The organism is Amycolatopsis australiensis (assembly GCF_900119165.1).
Classification (GTDB): Bacteria; Actinomycetota; Actinomycetes; order Mycobacteriales; family Pseudonocardiaceae; genus Amycolatopsis; species Amycolatopsis australiensis.
On the sequence record NZ_FPJG01000006.1, the window covers coordinates 2,819,818 to 2,838,922 of the forward strand.

General features: G+C 73.3%; 14 protein-coding genes. 8 read left to right on the top strand and 6 right to left on the bottom strand.

Translation table 11 applies throughout. The annotated features are described in order from the left end of the window. The first annotated feature begins 145 nt into the window (after positions 1-145). Positions 146-304, top strand: coding sequence for a hypothetical protein (locus BT341_RS45300; protein WP_177328806.1), 159 nt, complete (start codon positions 146-148; stop codon positions 302-304). A gap of 303 nt (positions 305-607) precedes the next feature. On the opposite strand, the gene BT341_RS14925 is transcribed toward BT341_RS45300, so the two are convergent. Then, positions 608-1,066, bottom strand: a complete 459-nt coding sequence (locus tag BT341_RS14925) for a carboxymuconolactone decarboxylase family protein (RefSeq protein ID WP_072476881.1) — start codon at positions 1,064-1,066, stop codon at positions 608-610. 47 nt (positions 1,067-1,113) lie between these two features. On the opposite strand from BT341_RS14925, the gene pdxR reads away from it, so the two are divergent. Then, positions 1,114-2,514, top strand: coding sequence for a MocR-like pyridoxine biosynthesis transcription factor PdxR (gene pdxR / locus BT341_RS14930; RefSeq protein WP_072476882.1), 1,401 nt, complete (start codon positions 1,114-1,116; stop codon positions 2,512-2,514). A 141-nt stretch (positions 2,515-2,655) separates the two neighbouring features. Here pdxR and BT341_RS14935 read toward each other — a convergent pair whose 3' ends face one another. After that, the gene (locus BT341_RS14935; RefSeq protein ID WP_072476883.1) at positions 2,656-3,456 is read right to left on the bottom strand and encodes a glycoside hydrolase family 25 domain-containing protein; all 801 of its coding nucleotides are present in this window, start codon (positions 3,454-3,456) and stop codon (positions 2,656-2,658) included. Positions 3,457-3,691: 235 nt separating this feature from the next. Here BT341_RS14935 and BT341_RS14940 point away from each other — a divergent pair, with 235 nt between their 5' ends. Together BT341_RS14940 and BT341_RS14945 are read left to right on the top strand one after the other, a co-directional pair. Next, positions 3,692-5,275: a substrate-binding domain-containing protein gene (locus tag BT341_RS14940; RefSeq protein WP_072476884.1), complete on the top strand. Its 1,584-nt coding sequence runs from the start codon at positions 3,692-3,694 to the stop codon at positions 5,273-5,275. A 32-nt stretch (positions 5,276-5,307) separates the two neighbouring features. Then, complete coding sequence (locus BT341_RS14945) at positions 5,308-7,029, top strand: hypothetical protein (protein ID WP_245804981.1); 1,722 nt, start codon at positions 5,308-5,310, stop codon at positions 7,027-7,029. On the opposite strand, the gene BT341_RS14950 is transcribed toward BT341_RS14945, so the two are convergent. Beyond that, positions 7,023-7,673 (bottom strand): class I SAM-dependent methyltransferase, encoded by a 651-nt coding sequence (locus BT341_RS14950; RefSeq protein ID WP_072481954.1) that lies wholly within the window; start codon positions 7,671-7,673, stop codon positions 7,023-7,025. The two genes, BT341_RS14945 and BT341_RS14950, sit on opposite strands and share 7 nt — an antisense overlap. A gap of 129 nt (positions 7,674-7,802) precedes the next feature. On the opposite strand from BT341_RS14950, the gene BT341_RS14955 reads away from it, so the two are divergent. Continuing rightward, positions 7,803-11,795: an alpha-(1->3)-arabinofuranosyltransferase gene (locus tag BT341_RS14955; RefSeq protein ID WP_072476885.1), complete on the top strand. Its 3,993-nt coding sequence runs from the start codon at positions 7,803-7,805 to the stop codon at positions 11,793-11,795. Positions 11,796-11,806: 11 nt separating this feature from the next. Here BT341_RS14955 and BT341_RS14960 read toward each other — a convergent pair whose 3' ends face one another. Then, the gene (locus BT341_RS14960) at positions 11,807-13,006 is read right to left on the bottom strand and encodes a polysaccharide biosynthesis protein (RefSeq protein ID WP_072476886.1); all 1,200 of its coding nucleotides are present in this window, start codon (positions 13,004-13,006) and stop codon (positions 11,807-11,809) included. Between the two features lie 70 nt (positions 13,007-13,076). On the opposite strand from BT341_RS14960, the gene BT341_RS14965 reads away from it, so the two are divergent. Then, complete coding sequence (locus BT341_RS14965; RefSeq protein WP_072476887.1) at positions 13,077-14,759, top strand: MmpA family trehalose lipid delivery protein; 1,683 nt, start codon at positions 13,077-13,079, stop codon at positions 14,757-14,759. 2 nt (positions 14,760-14,761) lie between these two features. Further along, complete coding sequence (locus BT341_RS14970; RefSeq protein WP_072476888.1) at positions 14,762-14,944, top strand: hypothetical protein; 183 nt, start codon at positions 14,762-14,764, stop codon at positions 14,942-14,944. Between the two features lie 907 nt (positions 14,945-15,851). Here the strand turns inward: BT341_RS14970 and BT341_RS14975 are convergent. Next, on the bottom strand, positions 15,852-17,084 hold the full coding sequence (locus BT341_RS14975) for a glycosyltransferase (RefSeq protein ID WP_072476889.1): 1,233 nt from the start codon (positions 17,082-17,084) through the stop codon (positions 15,852-15,854). A 97-nt stretch (positions 17,085-17,181) separates the two neighbouring features. Between BT341_RS14975 and BT341_RS14980 the strand changes: the two genes are divergently transcribed. Further along, positions 17,182-17,931 carry a class I SAM-dependent methyltransferase gene (locus BT341_RS14980; RefSeq protein WP_072476890.1) on the top strand — a complete coding sequence of 250 codons (750 nt, stop codon included), beginning with the start codon at positions 17,182-17,184 and terminating at the stop codon, positions 17,929-17,931. A 1-nt stretch (position 17,932) separates the two neighbouring features. Here BT341_RS14980 and pgfA read toward each other — a convergent pair whose 3' ends face one another. Continuing rightward, positions 17,933-18,994, bottom strand: a complete 1,062-nt coding sequence (pgfA, locus tag BT341_RS14985) for a cell envelope lipid trafficking protein PgfA (RefSeq protein ID WP_072476891.1) — start codon at positions 18,992-18,994, stop codon at positions 17,933-17,935. Positions 18,995-19,105 lie beyond the last annotated feature (111 nt).

Below are 19,105 nucleotides of genomic sequence, written 5' to 3' on the forward strand. Positions count from 1 at the left end.
CGCGGAAGAACCACCATCGCGGGGGATGGTGGTTCTTCCGCGTTTCGCCGGCGCCGTCCGCCGGTGTGGAAACCGGAGCCGCCACCGGCTCGGGCGAACCGGTGAACCGCAGGGCACGATTCCCGTCGCGGCCAGCAGTACCGCCGTGCGCAGGCCGGCCACCTCGTCCGCCCGCGTTGGCCACCGCGAGTCCCGCCGCGCCACCGGCCTGCTGGGTGGCCCGCCCGCCCGCCGCCTGCGAACCCCCGCCGCGATCGCGGCGATCGGCACCCCGAACGCCAGCCCGGTCGCGAGCGCGCCGTAGCCGCGCACGCCTTGGAAGTACCCGGTGAGGAAGTACAGCAGCGTCCCGAACGTGCGCGTCAGCACGCCCCCAGCAGGGACCCGAGGAGCATCCCCGCAGCCGCCCGCGGTGTCCCACACCGCGGAGGCGCGGTTGCGCTCGCGACCGGCCGCGAACGAGGTGCTGACCAGCGTCAGCGTCGCCGGGACCGGCCTGCTCGTCACGGCGCGGGCCGGTCAGGGGCTGGGCGGGGCGTTGCTCTTCCCGGCGACGCTGACGCTGGCGCGAAGGCCGGCAACGCCAGTATGGCGCGCGCACGGCGGTTCACCGCGCCACCCGCTCGTCCGTGCCGGGCACCTTGGCGGTCGTGATCGCGATGCGGTTCCACGTGTTGATCGCGAAGATCAGCGCGAGCAGCTGGCCCAATTCCGCTTCGTCGAACTGGCCGGCGGCGCGGGCGTAGACGTCGTCGGGCACGCCGGCCGCCGAGATCAGCGTGACGGCTTCGGTCAGGGCCAGCGCGGCCTGCTCCTGCGCGCTGAAGAAGCTCGTGGCCTCCCGCCACACCGCCACCATGTGCAGCCGCTCCTCGCTTTCCCCCGCCTTGCGGGCGTCCGAGGTGTGCATGTGCAGGCAGTAGGCGCAGCGGTTGAGCTGCGACGCGCGGATCTGGACCAGCTCGACCAGCGCCGGGTCCAGCCCGGCGCGGGCGGCGGCGTCGAAACCGATCAGGGCCTTGAAGGCCTTCGGTGCGGTCTTGGCAAAGTTCAGGCGGTTCGTCATGACCGGAAATCTACGGCTCGATTGACCGCGATGTAGGGTGCATTTCCGTGCCGGAATCATGGGTCAATCTGGGCGGGCGGCTGGGTGCGGACCTGCACCTGGACCTGACGGGCACCGGCGGCAAGCGGGCCGCGCTGATCACCGCGTTGCGCGAGGCCGTCCGCTCCGGGCGGCTCGCCCCCGGGACCCGGCTGCCGCCGTACCGGTCGCTGGCCGCCGACCTCGGGCTGGCCCGCAACACCGTCGCGGACGCCTACGCCGAGCTTGTCGCCGAAGGCTGGCTGGCCGCCGTCCAGGGTTCGGGCACCCGCGTCGCGTCCCGGGCCGAGCCGCTGACGGCGGCCCGGACGCCCAAGCCGGTCCCGGAGGCGCCGAAGCCGCGGTTCGACCTCCGGCAGGGCCGGCCGGACGCGACGGCGTTCCCGCGGACCGAGTGGCTCGCGGCCGCGCGTCGCGCGCTGAACGTCGCACCGCACGACACCTTCGGCCCCGGCGACCCGCGCGGGCGGCCGGAACTGCGGGAAGCGCTGGCGCGGTACCTGGCCCGGGCCCGCGGCGTGCGGACGTCACCGGAGCGGATCGTCGTCTGCTCGGGGTTCGCGCACGCGCTGCGGCTGCTGTTCCCGGCGGTGCTGCCCGGCCCGCTCGCCGTCGAGGCGTACGGCCTGCCGTTCCACCGCTCGATCTTCCGGCACGCCGGGATCGGCACGATTCCCCTCGCGCTGGACGAAAACGGCGCGCGCGTCGACGAGCTGACGGCGCCGGCGGTGCTGCTGACGCCCGCGCACCAGTTCCCGACCGGCGGCCCGCTGCACCACGACCGCCGCACGGCGGTGCTCGACCACGTCCGCGCGACCGGCGGCGTGCTCGTCGAAGACGACTACGACGGCGAGTTCCGCTACGACCGCAAACCGGTCGGCGCGGTCCAGGGGCTCGATCCCGAGCACGTCGTGTACGTCGGATCGGTGAGCAAGAGCCTGTCCCCGGCGCTGCGGCTCGGGTGGCTCGTGCTGCCCGCGGCGCTGGTGGACGCGGTGCTGGCGGTGAAAGGCGAGCGCGAGGCGTGGACCGGCGTGCTCGACCAGCTGACCTTGGCGGAGTTCCTGGAATCGGGTGCGTACGACCAGCACATCCGCCGCATGCGGCAGCGGTACCGCCGTCGCCGCGACGCGCTCGTCACGGCACTGGCCGAACGAGCCCCGCACGTCGAGCCGACGGGCATCGCGGCGGGGTTGCACGCGGTGCTCCGGCTGCCGCCGGGCACGGAACGATCGGCGGTGAAGGCGGCGGCGTGGCAGGGACTGGCCCTGGACGGCCTGGCGCCGTTCCGCCACCCGGACGCGACGGGGTCCACAATGGACGGTCTGGTGGTCGGCTACGCGGCCCCGCCGGAACACGCCTACCCGGCGGCGCTGGACGCGCTGTGCCGCGCCCTGCCGCCAGCCTGAGCCGAGCGCAAGCGCCCCAATGTGGCCTTCGGTGCGTGGGACGCAACGAAGGGGCCCTTCGGTGCGTGGGACGCAACGAAGGGGCCCTTCGGTGCGTGGGACGCACCCAAGGCCGCATTGGGACGGGGGGCGTGCCTTCCGCTAGCCGACTATGTCGATCTCGAAGGGGTCCGCCGCGCTGTAGTTGATGTCCGCCCAGACCGCGCCCGGCAGGTCGTAGCGGCGGTGGGACGTCAGGCGCGGGTCGTAGCCCGGGTCCTGCTTCGGGTTGTGGCCGATTCCGCTGTGGTCGCTGCCCCACGCGAAGATGTCGCCGACCCACATCGGGTTCGCGTAGCCGTCGCCGCCGATCCTGGGGCGGACGATCACCGCCGCGCCCTGGCTGCCGGACAGGAAGACCCGCACCGCGTTCTCGTCGGCGTTCGGCGGGGTGACGGTGATGCGCTCCATGATCTCCACTCCGGTCGAGTCCGTTGCCGTGCCGTCCACGCCGGGCCAGTGGTCGGCGACCGACGAGACGTCGTAGCCCGGGGCGACGTTCCCGCGGTACTGCTTGGCGACCGCGCCGGCCGGGATGGCGGGATCGCCGTCGTAGTGCGCGATCCAGTAGTGCGGCTCGGCGACGCCCGCCGACGAGAACGCCGAACGCACCGACGGCCACGTCGAGAGGTCGCAGTACACCGAGGGGTCGGCGCCCGCCGCGCGGCGCATCCGGACCCAGCCCGGCGCCTCGGCCGGGGTGGCGTCGCCGGGCTCGACGTCGAGCACGTGACCGGCGTTCGTCGAGGCCTTCTTGACGATCGTGACCTTGACCGCGCCGGGAAAGCGCGCCCAATCGGCCGCCGACCACGGCTCCAGCTTGATCTTGTCGATGTACCCCGCGACCATCCGGGCGCCGGCGGGGATGTTCGCGGCCGTCACCGCGTCATACATCGTGCGCACGGGTTCGAACTCCGTTTCGCTGTTTCTCCCGGGAGTTTTCGCCATCGTGCAGTTACCCCGGTGGGAAGCGCGTCAAGCGAAAACACCGGGCAGTTCCTGTCAATCACCAAAACGGCCGCATCGCGCAATTCCTTCACCGCCCGTTCACGCCCGATGGTCACTTTCCGCTGTCGGCACTGGCTTCCCGCTCACCCGGCTGGCAAGCTGCCAGGACTCCACGACGGAAGGGACGTGCATGGCGGCACACCCGGTGCGGGCCCGGCGCATCGACGCGCGGGTCGTCGTCCTGTGCGTGCTGCTCGTGGCCGCCCTGCTCGCCTGGTTCGGCGCCGACTACCTGCGCGACCGCCTCGCCACCGGGGGCTGTGACACCACGACGCCGGTGCGCGTCACCGCTTCACCGGACATCGCGCCGGTGCTCGCCTCGCTCGCCCGGACCGTGCCGGAGCGGGACTGCTACACCGTCGACGTCACCGCGGCACCTTCCGCGGCGACCGCGGCGGCGCTCGAAGCCAACGGCGCGACCGGCCCCGACGTCTGGGTGCCGGAATCGAGCACGTGGCTGCTGCGGGCCCGCGACGGCGGCGCGTGGAACCTGCCCGAGTCCGGCCAGTCCGTGGCGAGCTCCCCGGTGGTGCTGGCGCTGACCGACGACGTCGCGAAACATGCGGGCTGGCCGGGCAAGGCGCCGTCGTGGGCGGACGTCCTCGCCGGAAGCCCGGTCGGCCTGCCCGACCCGAACCGCGACCCCGCCGCGATCGCCGCGCTGATCGGCCTGCGGCAGCTGGCAACGGACGCGCCCGATCCGGCCGCCGCGTTCACCGAGGAGATCCGCAGGCTTTCGGCGGTGCAGGAGCCGTTCACCGCGTCGCCGGCGTCGGAGCAGTCCGTGCTGGCGCGCAAGCTCGTCGCCGCGTACCCGGCGGCCGGCGTGCCCGGTTTCGACTACCCGTACGTCGTGCTGCCGCGCGCGTCGGAGGCGTCCCGGTCGGCGGCCGAGCGGTTCCTGCGGCTGCTGCTCGACCAGACCGCCACCGCGGCGTTCGGCAACGCCGGTTTCCGGACGCCGTCCGGGCAGCTGCTCGGCGACCGGCAGGCCGGCACCACGCGCACGGACCCCGCGCCGCGCCCGGCCGGGCCGCCGGCACCCGACGCGATGTACGGCGTGCTCCAGGCGTGGGCCGGGGCGAACCTCAGCGCCCGCGTCCAGGTGCTGCTCGACGTCTCCGGCTCGATGGCCGCCACCGTCCCCGGCACCGGCCGCAGCCGGATGGCGCTCACCCTGGAAGCCGCGACGCAGGGGCTCGGGCTGTTCAAGCCGACGACCGAAATCGGCCTGTGGCTGTTCTCGACCCGGCTCGACGGCGACAAGGACTACCGGGAACTGCTGCCGATGCGGCCCCTGTCCCAGCAGCTCGCCGCGGGCGGGCTGGCGGCACTGCAGGCGGTCAAGCCGAAACCCGGCGGCGCGACCGGGCTGTACGACTCGATCCTCGCCGCCTACCAGAACGCCCGGCAGAACTGGCAGCTCGGCCGGATCAACGTCGTCGTCGTGCTCACCGACGGCCGCAACGAGGACAGTGACTCCGTCGGGCTGCCCGGGCTGCTCGCCGAGCTGGGAAGGCTGCAGGACCCGCGGAAACCGCTGCCGGTGATCGGGATCGGCATCGGCCCGGACATCGACGCGAGCGAGCTGCAGCAGGTTTCGGCCGCCACCGGCGGCGAGTCGTTCAGCACGCCGGACCCGCGCAAGATCTCCGACGTCTTCTACCAGGCGCTGAGCAAGCTCATGTGCCAGCCGCCCGCCTGCAAGAATTGAGGACGCCCGTGTTGGTGGAGACCGGAAAACCCGTGCCGGCAGCGGTACGAAGACCGTCCACAGTGGTCTTGGCCGCGGTCGTCGCGGGGCTGGTGCCGTTCCTGTTCCACGCCTGGGCGGCGCTGCACGGCAATCTCGCGCAGGACGACTTCGTCGTCACCCACCGGGCGGCCGCGGCCGGGCCGTTCGACCTCGCCTTCCTGTTCCAGGACTACCACGGGCACCTCACGCCGGGCGGGTTCTTCCTCGCCGCCGTGGCGACCGCGTGGGCGCCGTTGAACGTCCCGCTGCTGATGCTGCCCCTGCTGCTCATGCGGGCCGCCGCCACGGTGCTGTTCTGGTGCCTGCTGGTGCGCTGCTTCGGCCGCCGGTGGGCGATCCTGGTGCCGTTCACCGTGTTCACGGCATCGACGTTGCTGCTGGTCCCGACGCTGTGGTGGGCCTACGGCGTGCAGATCGGGCCGGTCGTGCTGGCGGCCGCGGGCGCGCTGCACGCGCACGTCCGGTACCTGGACGGCGGCGGCCGCTGGTGGCTCGGCGCCTTCGCCTGGACGCTGTTCGGGCTCGCGTTCTACGAGAAGGCCGCGGTGCTGCCGATCCTGCTGGCCGGCGTCACCGTCCTGCTCGGACGGTCCTTCCGGGACCACGCCCGGTACTGGCTCGGCCATGGCGTGCTGCTGCTGGGTTTCGTGGCCGGGTACCTCGCGCTGACTTCGAGCCAGGTGACGGCGGGCGGCACGCCGATGTCCGCCGGCACGGCCGCCGACCTGACCGGCCGGATGCTCGGCGACACGCTGCTGCCCGGCCTGGCCGGTGGGCCGTGGTCCGGGCCCGGACCGGGCGCGACCTGGGCGCCTTCGCCGTTCGCGGTCGTCGTCGCGCTGGTCGTGGCCGCGCTCGCGATCGGGACCGCCGGCGTGCGCGCAGGGGGACGGCGGGCGTGGCGGGCGTGGGCGCTGCTCGGATTCCTGTTCGCCGTGGACGTCACGCTGCTGGCACTGACGCGGCTGCGGGAGATCGGCCCCGCGGCGGGTGACGACCCGCGGTACCTCGCCGAGCTGGCCCTGCCGGCTGCCCTCTGCGGAGCGTTCGCTTTCCTTCCGCCGCACGGGACTGCGCCGTCCGGCGGACAGCGGGAACGGCCGATCGCCCTAGCCCTGTGCGTGCTCCTGCTCGCCAGTTCGGCAGTGGGTTTCACCCGGTTGTCGCCTGCCATGCGGTTCGAGCACTCCGGCCAGTACGTCGGCAATGTCCGGGCGGCCGTCGCGGAAGACCCGGATCTCGTCTTCTACGACACCTTCGTGCCGTCCGACGTCGTCCACGAGTGGTTCGGCACGGACTCCCTCGCGTCGCGCGTGGTCGGGCTGGTCCCCGGGACGCACTTCGACCAGCCGGCGACCCGCATGCACCTGCTCGACCCGACGGGCACACCGCGTCGGATCACCGGCGTGCAACCGCTTTCGCGCGGAAAGCCGGGCCCGGTGCCGGACTGCGGGTACCCGGTGGGCGAAACCCCCGTGGACGTCCCGCTCGACACGCCGATGCTCGGCCGGTACCTGCTCAAGCTGGACTACTACACCTCGGACGGCGGTGAAGGCCTGGTGAACCGGACACCCGTGTGGTTCCAGGCCGGGCTGCACTCGCTGTACCTGCCGGTCGACGGCCTGTACGACCGCGTCGGCGTGCGGTTGTCGGGCCCGGGCGCGCCGGTCTGCGTCGCCAGGGTCGAGGTGGGGAAACCGATTGCTCAGTAGGGGTCGTCCGGGCTGTCGTGCCCGAGCAGCCGGGCCGCCGGCCGCAGCCGCAGGCGCAGCAGCACCTTGACCACGACGTTGCGCAGGAACCACGGCAGCTGCGCCACCAGGCGCAGCCGGGCGCGCGCCGGCGGCGGCGCGAGCCGGAACCGCGCCAGCGACGCCGTCCGGTCCACATAGGTGTAACGGCGTCCGAAGAGGACTTTCGCGATCGTGCCGAGCGTGACGCCGACCGAGGAAAAGCAGTCGTGGACCAGGATTTCCGCGCCCGGCGGCAGGTACGCCGACCAGCGCAGGTCGTCGGTGTAGGTCCAGTAGTCGTGCTTGCCGTCGATGTGAAGCAGCTGTAAGGGCCGATCCCAGTCAGGCCGCAGTTTCGTGCTGTGAGCGGCGACCAGCTCGACGACGTCGTCCAGCCCGGCGCGGCGGATGTTGCGCTCGAACAGCCGCCGCGTCGGCGATCCGCCGAACAGGCGGCCGTCGACGAAGGGGTCCACGGCGATCACCGTGGCCCCGACCGTGCGGGCCGCCGCGCCGAGGACGATCGTCGACCGGCCCTGGTGGCTGCCGATTTCGAGCACGGTGCCGCCCTTCTCCAGGCGGCGCACGGCGTTCCACAGCGCTTCACCCTGCGCACGGGTCATCCAGCCCTTGACCGGCTCGGCCGAGGCCCAGGCTTCGTCGAACGAAATGGCGCACCTGCCCTGTGCGTTCGGAAGGTCCGGGAAAATCGTCGGCACATGGTAGCCGGGTTTCGGCCTAGTATCTACCGGATGGTAACCGGCACCCGCGAACGCACCCGGGACGGCGCCCCGCACTCCGGGCGCGCCCGGAAGTTCTCGCCCGGTGCGCTCTTCCGCCGGCCGGGCACGTGGATCGTGCTCGCGCTGACCACGTTGTCTTTCCTGCAGATGCCGGGGAAGACGACGTTCGACACGAAACTCGACCTCGCCGTCGACCCGCTCGCCTTCCTCGGCCGCGCGCTGCACCTGTGGAATCCCCAGGCGACGGCGGGGGAGCTGCAGAACCAGGCGTACGGCTACCTCTTCCCGATGGGCCCGTTCTTCGCGCTGTGCCAGGCCGCCGGCCTGCCGGCGTGGATCGCGCAACGGCTCTGGGGCGCGATCCTGCTCTCGGCCGCGTTCGGCGGCGCCCTGCTGCTGGCGCGGGCGATGAGGGTCGGTACCGAACGCACGCGGCTGATCGGCGCGCTCGGGTACGCGCTCGCCCCGCGCATGCTGACCGAAATCGGCGGTCTGTCCGCGGAGATGCTGCCGGCGGTATTGCTGCCGTGGGTCCTCGTGCCGCTGGTGCGGGCCGGGAAGATCGGCTCGCCCCGGCGGGCCGCCGGGCTGTCCGCGGTGGCCGTGCTCTGCATGGGCGGCGTCAACGGCGCGATGGTCGTGATGGCCCTCGTCCTGCCCGGACTCTGGCTGCTGACGCGCCGGTGGACGCGCCGGCACGCCGAACTGGTGCTGTGGTGGTTCGTCTTCGTCGCCGGCGCGACGCTGTGGTGGATCCTGCCGCTGCTGCTGCTCGGCGAATACAGCCTGCCGTTCCTGGACTACATCGAGTCCGCGACGAACACGACCGCGCCGATGTCGCTGTTCGAGGTGCTGCGCGGGACGAACCAGTGGGTGGCCTACGTCGTGCAGGGCACGCCGTGGTGGCCCGGCGGCTGGTCGCTGATCGACAACCCGGTGCTGATGCTCGCCACCGGGCTGGTCGCCGCGGTCGGCCTGCTCGGCCTGACCCGGCGCGGCCTGCCGGAACGGCGGTTCCTCGTGCTGGGCGTGCTCACCGGCCTGACACTGCTGACCATCGGGTACGTCGGCACGCTCGACAGCCCGGTGGCCGAGCAGGTCCGGCACCTGCTCGACGGGCCGCTCGCCCCGCTGCGCAACGTCCACAAGTTCGAGCCGGTGCTGCGGCTGCCGCTGATGCTGGCGTTCGTGCACGGCGTTGCCGGCCCGGTGCCCTCGCCGCGCCGGTTCCTGCGTCCCGCGCTGGGCCTGCTGCTCGTGGTGGTGATGGCCGCGCCCGCGTGGCTGCTCGACCTGCGGTCCGGCCCGGGCTGGGACGAGGTCCCCGGCTACTGGTACGACGCCATGGGGTACGTCGCCAAGGCCGGCCCGCAGGCGCGGACGCTGCTGCTGCCGGCCACCGGGTTCGGCGAGTACGAGTGGGGCCGCACGGTCGACGAGCCCGCGCAGGCGATCGCGAAGAGCCCGTGGGCGGTGCGCAACCAGGTGCCGCTGGGGTCCGAAGGCAACACGCGGCTGATGGACTCGGTCGACGCGGCGCTCGCCGACGGCCGCGGTGATCCCGGGCTCGCCGCGCTGCTCGCGCGGTCCGGGTACCGGTTCCTGCTGCTGCGCGACGACATCGACCGGTCACGGAGCACGGCCCCGCCCGCCGAGACCCTGCGGGCCGGGCTGGCCGGCTCACCCGGCATCGGCAAGGCGGCGCGGTTCGGGCCGCTGGAGGTCTACGAGGTGAAGCAGCCGGTCCCGCTCGCCACCGCGACGTCCACAAAGGACGTTCCGACGGTCAGCGGCGGGCCGGAGAACCTGCTGCCGCTCATCGGCTCCGGCCAGCTCGACCCGGCGACCCCGGTCGTGCTCGCCGGGGACGGCGGCTCGCCCGGCGGGCCGCGGCTGGTGACCGACGGCCTGCGCCGCGCCGAGCGGAACGTCGGCGGCGTGCGGGACAACCTCAGCCAGACCCTGACCGCCGGGGAGGCGTTCCGCCAGCAGCGGGCTGCGGGCGACGTGCTGCCGTTCCCGGGCCAGGAGCACCAGACCGTGGCCGCGTACCGGGGGATCCGCGCGGTGACGGCGTCGACGGCCGCCTCCTACGCCGACGCCTTCGGCGGGTCGGATCCCGGGCACCAGCCGTTCGCCGCGATCGACGGCGATCCGCGCACGTTCTGGCGCTCGTCGTCGTTCACCGGCCCGATCGGGCAGTGGCTCGAGGTGGAGCTGGACACGCCGCGGCTGGTCACCTCGGTGGACCTGGAGCTGGTGGACGACATCCGGGTCGGCTGGCCGGCGACGCGCATCCGGATCACCACCGACAACGGCTCGATCGACCAGCAGGTGGTCCGCGGCGCCGGGGCGCACAGCTACGCCGTCGCGCCGGGCGTCACGCGCAAGGTGCGGATCACGTTGCTGTCGCTGGTCGTCGGCAGGCAGGACGGCAACGTCGGCATCGCGGAGCTGAAGATCCCCGGTACCGAACCGCAGCGGGCCCTGGAGGTCCCGGCGGACCTGCCCGCCGGCCCGGCGCCGGGGTTCGCGTTCACGCGCGGCACGCAGCCGCGGTACGCGTGCCTGCCGGTCGGCGGCGCCGTGCGCTGCGACGCGTCCGCCGCCCGGGACGGCGAGGAACCCGACGGCGTCCACCGGCTCTTCAGCACCTCCGCCGAGCAGACGTTCCTCGTCGGTGGCACGGTGCTGCCCGCGGGCGGTGGCACGAACCCGGTGTCGCTGCCGGGGGTGACGGTGACGGCGACGTCGCAGCTCGGCGGCGATCCGGCGGCGGGCGGGTTCGCGGCGGTGGACGGCGACGCGGGCACGACGTGGCGTCCCGACGTCACCGACCTGCGGCCGGCGCTGACCCTGGACTGGGCGGCCCCGAAGCGGATTTCCGGGCTGCACATCGGGGTTTCGCCCGCGAGCGGTGCCCGCCCGCCGCGTCAGCTGGAGCTGGTCGGCCGGTCCGGCACGCGCTCGGTGCGGCTCGACGCGGGCGGGTCGGCGTCGTTCGAGCCCCTGGACACCGACCGGCTGCGGATCGTGCTGCCGGGCGACGACGACGATCCCGCGGCCCGCGCGGTGGCCGGGATCGGCAGCCTGGAGCTGTCGGGCACCGACGGGCTGCTGCCCGGCCCGGACCCGGCGTTCACCGTGCCGTGCGGCGCCGGGCCGAACGTCCACCTCGACGGGTTCGACTACCGGACGTCGGTGCAGGGGACGCTGGCCGACATCACCGCCCACCGGCCGCTGCCGCTGCGGATGTGCCGCGACTCCGAAGGCGGGATCTCGCTGCCCGCCGGCGGGCACGAGCTGCGGACCGACCGGTCGGCGTCGTTCGTCGTCCAGGACCTGTGGCTGCGCCCGGCCGGTGCCGCCGCGCCGCCGGTCCACCGGGCGGTGCAGGCCGGCACGTGGGACGCGGCTTCCCGGAGGGTCACGGTGGCGCCGGGCCCGGAAGCCGTGCTGGCGGTGCCGGAGAACGCGAACGCCGGCTGGGTGGCCACTATGGACGGTCGCGAGCTGGCCCGCACCCGCGTCGACGGCTGGCAGCAGGCGTGGATCGTCCCGGCGGGCGCGGGCGGGGTGGTGTCGCTGGTGTTCACGCCGGACACCGCGTACCGGACGTCGCTGCTCGTCGGCGCGTTCGCCGTGCTGCTGATGCTGGCCGGAGTGTGCTGGCCGGCCCGGCGAAGGACGTACCCGGTGGCCGCCGGGGGAGCCCTGGTGCCGGTGGCGCTGATCGGGCTGCTGGTCGCGCTGGGCGGCATGCTGCCGGTGGTGCTGCTGATCGCGTGCCTGCTGGCCCGGCAGTTCCGGGACCAGGCCCCGCGTTACCTCGCGTTCGGCGGCATGGTCGTGGCGGCGGTCGTCTCGGTGACGGGCCGGGTGCTCGGCCACGGCCAGGACTGGGCCTACGGCCCGGTGACCCAGGCGGCCCTGCTGCTGTCCGCGGCGGCGACGGTGGCGACGTGCGTGGACTGGTTCGCCGTGAGTGAGAAACCGGGTTAGAACCCTGTTTCTCACTCACGACGGGCGCGCAGCTCCAGTGCGGCCCCGGCCACGGCGAGGCCGCCCGCGCAGCCGGCCGCCACCGTGACCACCTGGGTCGCCGACCCGTGCAGCCAGGTCGTGATCAGCACCGCCTCCACGGCCACCGCCGCCCACATCAGCACCGTGACGCGGCGATCGCCGTCGGCCAGCCGCGCGTACAGCAGGATCTGCACCAGCGCCAGCATCGACCCGGCGAGCGCGAACGGCCACACCGGCATCGTGCTCCCGGAGTAGCGCGAACCGCCGATCACCGCGAGCAACGCCGGGCCCAGCACCACCGAGGCCAGCAGCACGACGGCGTCGAGACAAGCGCACACCGCCAACGCCACCGGCAGCACCCGGCGACGGCCGGCGGACGCCGCGAACCGGGGCAGGACCAGCACCCCGACCGCCTGGGGCAGCCAGTACGCGATCTTCGTGACGATCGCGCCCAGCGCGTACTCGCCCGCGGACGCGGCGGGCAGGGCGTGGCGCGCCAGCACCAGGTCGAGGTTCACCAGCAGCACCAGCGCCAGCATCGCTTGCGCCGCATGGAGTATTTCGCCGCCGTGCCGGTCGGCCCACCGGGGCCGCGGACGGCCGCAGACCTGCCAGCCGGCCACGGCCACCGCCAGCGAGCCGATCGCCGCGCCGGCCAGCGCGCCGGCCGGCGAGCCCGCCACCAGCAGGCCGGCCAGGGATCCGCCGACCTTGCCCAGGCCCTCCAGCCCGATGAGCCCGGCCAGCGTCGCGAACCGGTGGCCGCCCTGCAGCAGCCCGTGGAACAACCCCAGCAGCGTCAACGGCCCGAGCGCGGCCGTCACCAGCAACGCCGGCGCCAGTGAACCCAGATGCAGCAAGAGCACCAGCAGCGGGCTGAGCGTCAACGCCGCCGTCGCGACGATCCCGCTCGTCAGCAGCCCGAGCGCGAACAGGGAACCGGTCTGCGGCGCGGGAGAGCGGGCGACGCGCAGCGCGACCACCGTCTGCAGCCCCATCGCCGGGACGACGCCGATCACCAGCACCGCCAGCAGCGAACTCAGCTCGCCGAACGCGCCGGGCGCGAGGATCCGCGCGGCCACGAGACTCAGCACGTAACTGGCCGCGTTGTTGCCCGCGAGGGCGAGCGAGACGAGGATCGCCGCGACCCGGTGGCCAGTCCGGGCCGGCCCTTCGGTGGCTACGCTCAACGGCGGGCTCCCCTGACCGGCGGGCAGTGCCCAGGGACCCTAACCGCGTGGGCACCGGAAAGGAAGGGCCGTGGACGCACCGGGCAGGCGGTTCGCGCTCCCCGCGGTGTCCGCGCTGCTCGCGTTCGCCGTCTGCGCGCCCTTGCTGGGCCGGGGTTTCGTCCTCGGCTACGACATGGTGTTCGCGCCACGCCAGTACTTCGTGCCCGACGCCTTCGGCCTCGGCAGCACCCTGCCCCGGTCGGTGCCGGCGGACGCCGCCGTCGCGCTGGCGACCACCGTGCTGCCCGGCGACATCGTCCAGAAGGTCGTCCTGCTCGCGGCCGTCTTCTTCGCCGCGCTCGGCGCCGGACGCCTGGTCCCCACCGAATACGTGGGCACCCGGCTCGTCGCCGCGACCGCCTACGCCTGGACGCCGTATCTCGCGGAACGGCTGCTCATCGGACACTGGCCGCTGCTGCTGACCTACGCGTGCCTGCCCTGGATCGCCGCCGCGGGCCTCGCCGCGCGAAGGCACGAGCCGCACGCGCTGCCGAAGCTGGTGATCGCCTGCGCTCCGGCCGTGCTCACTCCGCCGGGTGGCGTACTCGCCGCCGCCGTCATGGCCACAGCCGCCGGTTCGCGGCGGCTGTGGCAGACGATCCCCATCGCTGTCGTGCTCAACCTGCCGTGGCTGGTGCCGGCGTTCGTCAACGCCGAGGGCACGTTCTCCGACCCCGCCGGTGTTCCGGCGTTCAGCGCGCGAGCCGAGAGCTGGGGTCCGGCGCTGTTCAGCGTGCTCGGCCTGGGTGGCATCTGGAACGCCGAAACGGTGCCCGGCAGCCGGGCCATGCCGCTCGTCCCGGTGCTGACGCTCGTCGTCGCCGCCCTCGCGGTCGCCGGGCTCGGGCCGCTCACGAAGAAGTGGGGCAAGGCGCCGGCGCGGTCGGTGTTCCTGCTCGGCGTCGCGGGCGTGCTCCTCGCGTCGCTGGCGACGTTGCCGGGCGGGCACGCGCTCCTCACCGCCGCGACGCGGCACCTGCCCGGCGCGGGACTCCTGCGTGACGCCCAGAAGTGGGTGGCCTGGTGGGCGTTGCCGCTCGCGCTGGGCTTAGCGCTGGCCGTCGAGGCACTCGCGGCGAAACTGAAGACCGCGCGCGGCCGCGTCGCCCTCGTGACGGCGGCGGCCGTCCTGCCCCTGCTGGCCATGCCGGACCTGGCCTGGGGCGGCTGGGGACGGCTCGGCACCGCGCAGTACCCGCCCGACTGGCGGGCGGTGTCCGATGTGCTCGGTGACCGGCCGGGTGACGTGCTCGCCGTGCCGCTCTCGGCGTTTCGCGGGTTCGCCTGGAACGGCGGCCGCACCCAGCTCGACCCGGCGCCGCGCGTCCTGCCGCGGCCCGTGCTGGTGGACGACACGCTGCAGGTGGGCCCGGACCGCGTCACCGGGGAAGACCCGCGCATCGCCGACGTGCGCGCCGCGACCTCGGCCCGCGAGCTGACGGCCGCGGGCATCGGCTGGATCCTCGTCGAACACGGGACACCGGGCGACGTCGACCCGCGGTTGCTCGCCGACGCGACCCCGGTGTGGTCCGGTGACTGGCTCACGCTGTACCGGACTCCCGGTGTGCCGGCGGTGAAAGCGGTCTCGTGGACACCCGCGCTGGTGGCGAACGGAGTAGCGCTCGCGTTGCTGTGCGCCGCCCTGTTGTGCCGCATGTTACCGATGCGTACATTGAGCCGCGGCAGGAACTTCCCGCCGCGGAAGGAGTGACAGTGGGCACGGTCATCGGCGCGGTCGCCGCCGTCATCATCGGGGGCGCACTGGCGACCGGAGCGAGCTTCGCCCTGACCCAGGGCGCCGACCCGGACACCGCCGCTCAGGTGCAGGAAAAACTCAACGCGCAGGTGAAGTACAACCCCGCCGACCACCCGAACAAGATCTACGGGAACCGCTGACGCGGTGACCCGGCTCGCCTCCGACCACGCCCACCGCGTCGTCGGGCTCTACGGCGACCCCACCGTTTCCTGGAGCATCCTCCTCGAAGCGGAGCTCGGTACGGCCGCACCCGAGCCGGAGAAGCTGCGGGCCCGGCTCGCCGCCGCCGGCCGGGAGTACCCGCATCTCGGGGCCGTGCCCGCCGTCGAGCTGGCGGACGACCTGCCTGCCGTCCGCCACCGGTTCGCTTCCGCGCCTTACGCACGCGCCGATCCGCTCGTGCGCGTCGCCGTCGCCGGGCCCACGCTCCTCGTCGCCGCGCACCACGGCGCCCTCGACGGACTGGGCCTGCTCGCCCTGCTCGGCATCCTCCTCGACGTCCCGGTTTCCTCGGCGGCCCGCGGCATCGGCGTCCGCACCGGCGGGAAATCCTTTGCCGTCTCGGCCCTCCAGCGGCTCGCTGAGGCGCTTTTCGCGCCCCCTGGCCGGATCGTTCCCGATCGGGGGCACGAAGCGGCGGGAGACGTCTTCGCGGCGCGGCACGAGCCCCGGCTGCGGCTGGGCGCCGCGGGGTCCGTCGCGGCCGCCGTCCGTGCCACCGAACGCTGGAACCGCGCGCACGGCGCCCGCACCGCGCGCGTTGTCGCCGCGCTGGGCGCGTCGTGGCGGTCCGGCGCCGCGCCGGAACCGGTGCACGACAGCGCCTTCTTCCGGCTGCGGCTCGGCCCCGGCGCGGACGTCGCGGCGGTGTTGCGCGCCCAGGCTCCCGAGCCGGACTTCCCGGCCCGCAGCAGCAGGCTGGCCCGGCTGGGCACCCGGCTGCTGGCGAGCCGGCTGGGCTCGACGTTCCTCGTCTCGAACCTCGGCGTGGTCTCCGCCGGGGACGCCGTGCGCTCGCTGGCGTTCTACCCGGCCGCGAGCGGCCGCTCAGGCGTGGCGTTCGGCGTGGCGACGATCGGGGGCACCACGACCGTGACGGTGCGCGCCCGCGGCAAGGACTTCGACGCGGCCGCCGCCGACCGGTTGCTGGACGAGTTCCGGGACGCGGTGCGGGACGAGGACGCGGGGGCGGGGCGCCGCGCGCCCGGAGACCTCCCGCACCAGTGACTCGAACTGCCCGATGCTGGTGTCCCAGCGGTACTTCCCGGCCCGCTCGGCGCCGGCCAGGCCCATCTCCGCGCGCCGCAGCCCGTCGGCGAGCAAGCCGTCGACCTGGGCGGTGAATTCGTCGAAGTCGTCCGCGAGCAAGCCGGTCCGCCCCTCCACGATGGACTCCGCGACTCCGCCGGCGGCGCGGTAGGCGACCGACGGCACGCCGTGTGCCGCGGCCTCCATGATCACGATGCCCCAGCCTTCCTTGACCGACGGGCACAGGTGCAGCCACGAGCGCGCGAGGATCTCGTGCTTGGCCTGCTCGTCGACCCAGCCGTGCAGCACGACGCGGTCGGCGACCCCGCGCGCGGCGGCGTGCGCGCGCAGCACGGCGTCCCACGGGCCCTGGCCGACGACCTCGAGCCGCAGGTCCGGCCAGCGCCGCGCCAGCCGCGCGACGACGTCGATGGCGTGCTCGATCCGCTTGTGCGGCACCAGCCTGCTCACCGCGACCAGGGTGGGCGTGGGGTCCCGTTCCGCCGCGCACGGCGGGGGTGCGTCGAGGCCGTTCGGCACCACCGTGACGCGCTCGCGTTCGATGCCCAGCCCGGCCAGCTCCGCGCGGGTGACCTCGGAAACCGTGACGTACCGGCACGTCCGGAACAGCCACGGCGCCAGCCGCGACTCGACCCACCAGCCCAGGCGGCCCAGCGGCTCGCCGAGCGCGCTGATCCACTGGTGCTCGTGGACGTGGTGCACGAGCACCAGCACCGGGCAGCCGGCCACGAGCCGGGCGAAGAACGGCATGCCGTTCTGCACGTCCACCACGAGGTCGGCGCGGGCCCGGCGGATGGCGCGCAGGGCGTGCGCGTACACGCCGAACTTGTTGCCGCGGCGGCGGTAGCGGACGCCGTCCCGCCACTCGCCCGCGGCGGCGCCCGGGTAGGCCGCGCACTGGATCTCGACCCGGTACCCGGCTCTCGCCAGCCCGCCGGCCATCCGCTCGACGTACCGCTCCGACCCGCCGCCTTCGGGGTGGCCGGTGTCGCGCCAATTGACCAGGAGCACACGAGGACGGTCCATCGGGATATCCCAACTGTAGCGGCGATGCTAGGTTACCGGTGCGTACACAGTAGAGGAACGTATTCGGGAAAGCGACGGTTCAATGGTAGGGAATCCGGTTCTCGACCGGCCGCACCGGGCCACGCTCGGTCGTTCGGTCACGTTGTTCCGCACGTTCCTGACCGAGCAGACGGACCCGGACGGCTTCTATTCCGCGCTGGCCGCCGACTCCGTCCGGCAATTGGCGGCGCACACTCCGCTGACCGGGCGCACGGTGCTCGACGTCGGCGGTGGTCCGGGGTATTTCTCCGACGCGTTCCGCGCGGCCGGTGCCGTCTACCTCGGCCTGGACCCGGACGTCGGCGAGCTGTCCGCGCGCGGCGAGCCAGGGGAGAACATGATCCGCGCCAGTGGCACGGAACTGCCGGTGCGCAGCGGATCCGTCGACGTGTGCTACTCGTCGAACGTGCTGGAGCACGTGTCGCGGCCGTGGGTGATGCTCGACGAGATGTGCCGGGTGACCAAGCCGGGCGGCACGGTCTTCGCGTCGTTCACGCCGTGGTATTCGCCGTGGGGCGGCCACGAGACCGCGCCGTGGCATTTCCTCGGTGGCCATTACGCGCGGCAGCGTTATGCCCGAAAGCTCGGCAGGCAGCCCAAGAACAAATTCGGGGAAAGCCTGTTCCCGGTTTCGGTCGGCGCCGCGCTGCGGTGGGCGAAAACGACGCCGCTCGCCGATCTGGTCGCCGGGTACCCGCGTTACCACCCGAGCTGGGCGATGTGGATCGTGCGGGTGCCCGGCCTGCGTGAAATAGCGTCCTGGAACCTGGTCCTGGTGTTGCGGCGGCGGTGACTCACGTGCGGGCGAAGACCACCTGCCGCCGCGCCCGCGGGGCAGGCGGCCCGGCCGGGCGCCGGCGGACCAGCAGGAAGATCGCGACGAGGATCAGCACGCCGCCGCCGATGCCGAGCCAGCGCGGGCCGGTGCCGGAGAGGAACTCCAGCCTGCCCTTGTTCGCGTGCACCTGGTCGACCATCTGCGAGATCGTCTTGCCGTTGTAGGCCAGCGTCCCGTCGAACACGACCGCCGCGCTGGTGAGCGTGCGCAGTTCCTGGTGCTGTTGCTGCTGCTGCTTGACCTCGATCCCGGTGACCGGCTCCACCCACATCGTGTTGACGCCGCGGTAGCAGAGATCGGCCTTGACGGTCGGCTCGAGCGAGCCGACGAGTGGACCGGGCACGTCCTTGGTGGCGATCTTCGTGTCCGGGATGTCCTGGACGAACTTGTAGGTCTCGATCCCGTTCACCGTCTCGGGGCCGAGGTAGCGGGCCGTGACGGCGGTGCCGGTGTTGTCGTCGTAGACCTGGTAGTCCTTCTGCTCGGTGCCGAAGGGGAACTTGAAGTTCAGGCCGGGCTGTGCTTTGTAGACGTTGTTCTCGGGCGGCTTCTGACCGTCCTTTTCGGCCTTGTCGGCGAGCTCGGTGACGTAGCTGCTCTTGGCGTCGCATTTCGGGTCGGCTTCGCCGTGCGGCTCGTAGCCTTCGGCGGTGCGCCGGTCGAAGCAGACCTGCCGTTTGCTCGCGCTGACCACGGTGCCGTCGGCGTCGTCGGTGACCTGCACCGCCAGCAGCCAGACCGCGTAGTCGGTGTCCTGGTGCATCTCGGGCGCGGCGAAGTTCGCCTGGACGCGCGCCGTCGCGGTCAGCTTCGCGTCCTCGCGGATGTTCGAGACCGGGCCGGATCCGTTGTCGGTCACGGCGAGGACCTTGCTCGCGGTGCCTTCGAGCACCGACGTGGAGTCCTGGTCGAGCGGCACCTTGGCGAGCTTCGGGTACACGTACGCCGGCAGGAGCACCGCACCCGCGACCGCGAAAACGCCCAGTGCCAGCAAGATCAGGCCGAAAGCACGTCGCAACGGTCCTCCTGGTCGGCTTCGTCGACACGCAAATTACCCGGCGGTAATCAGGTGCTGCGGATAGTGGCCCGCGCCACGCCGCGCGTCAAAGTGTGACGGCGGGTCACAGGC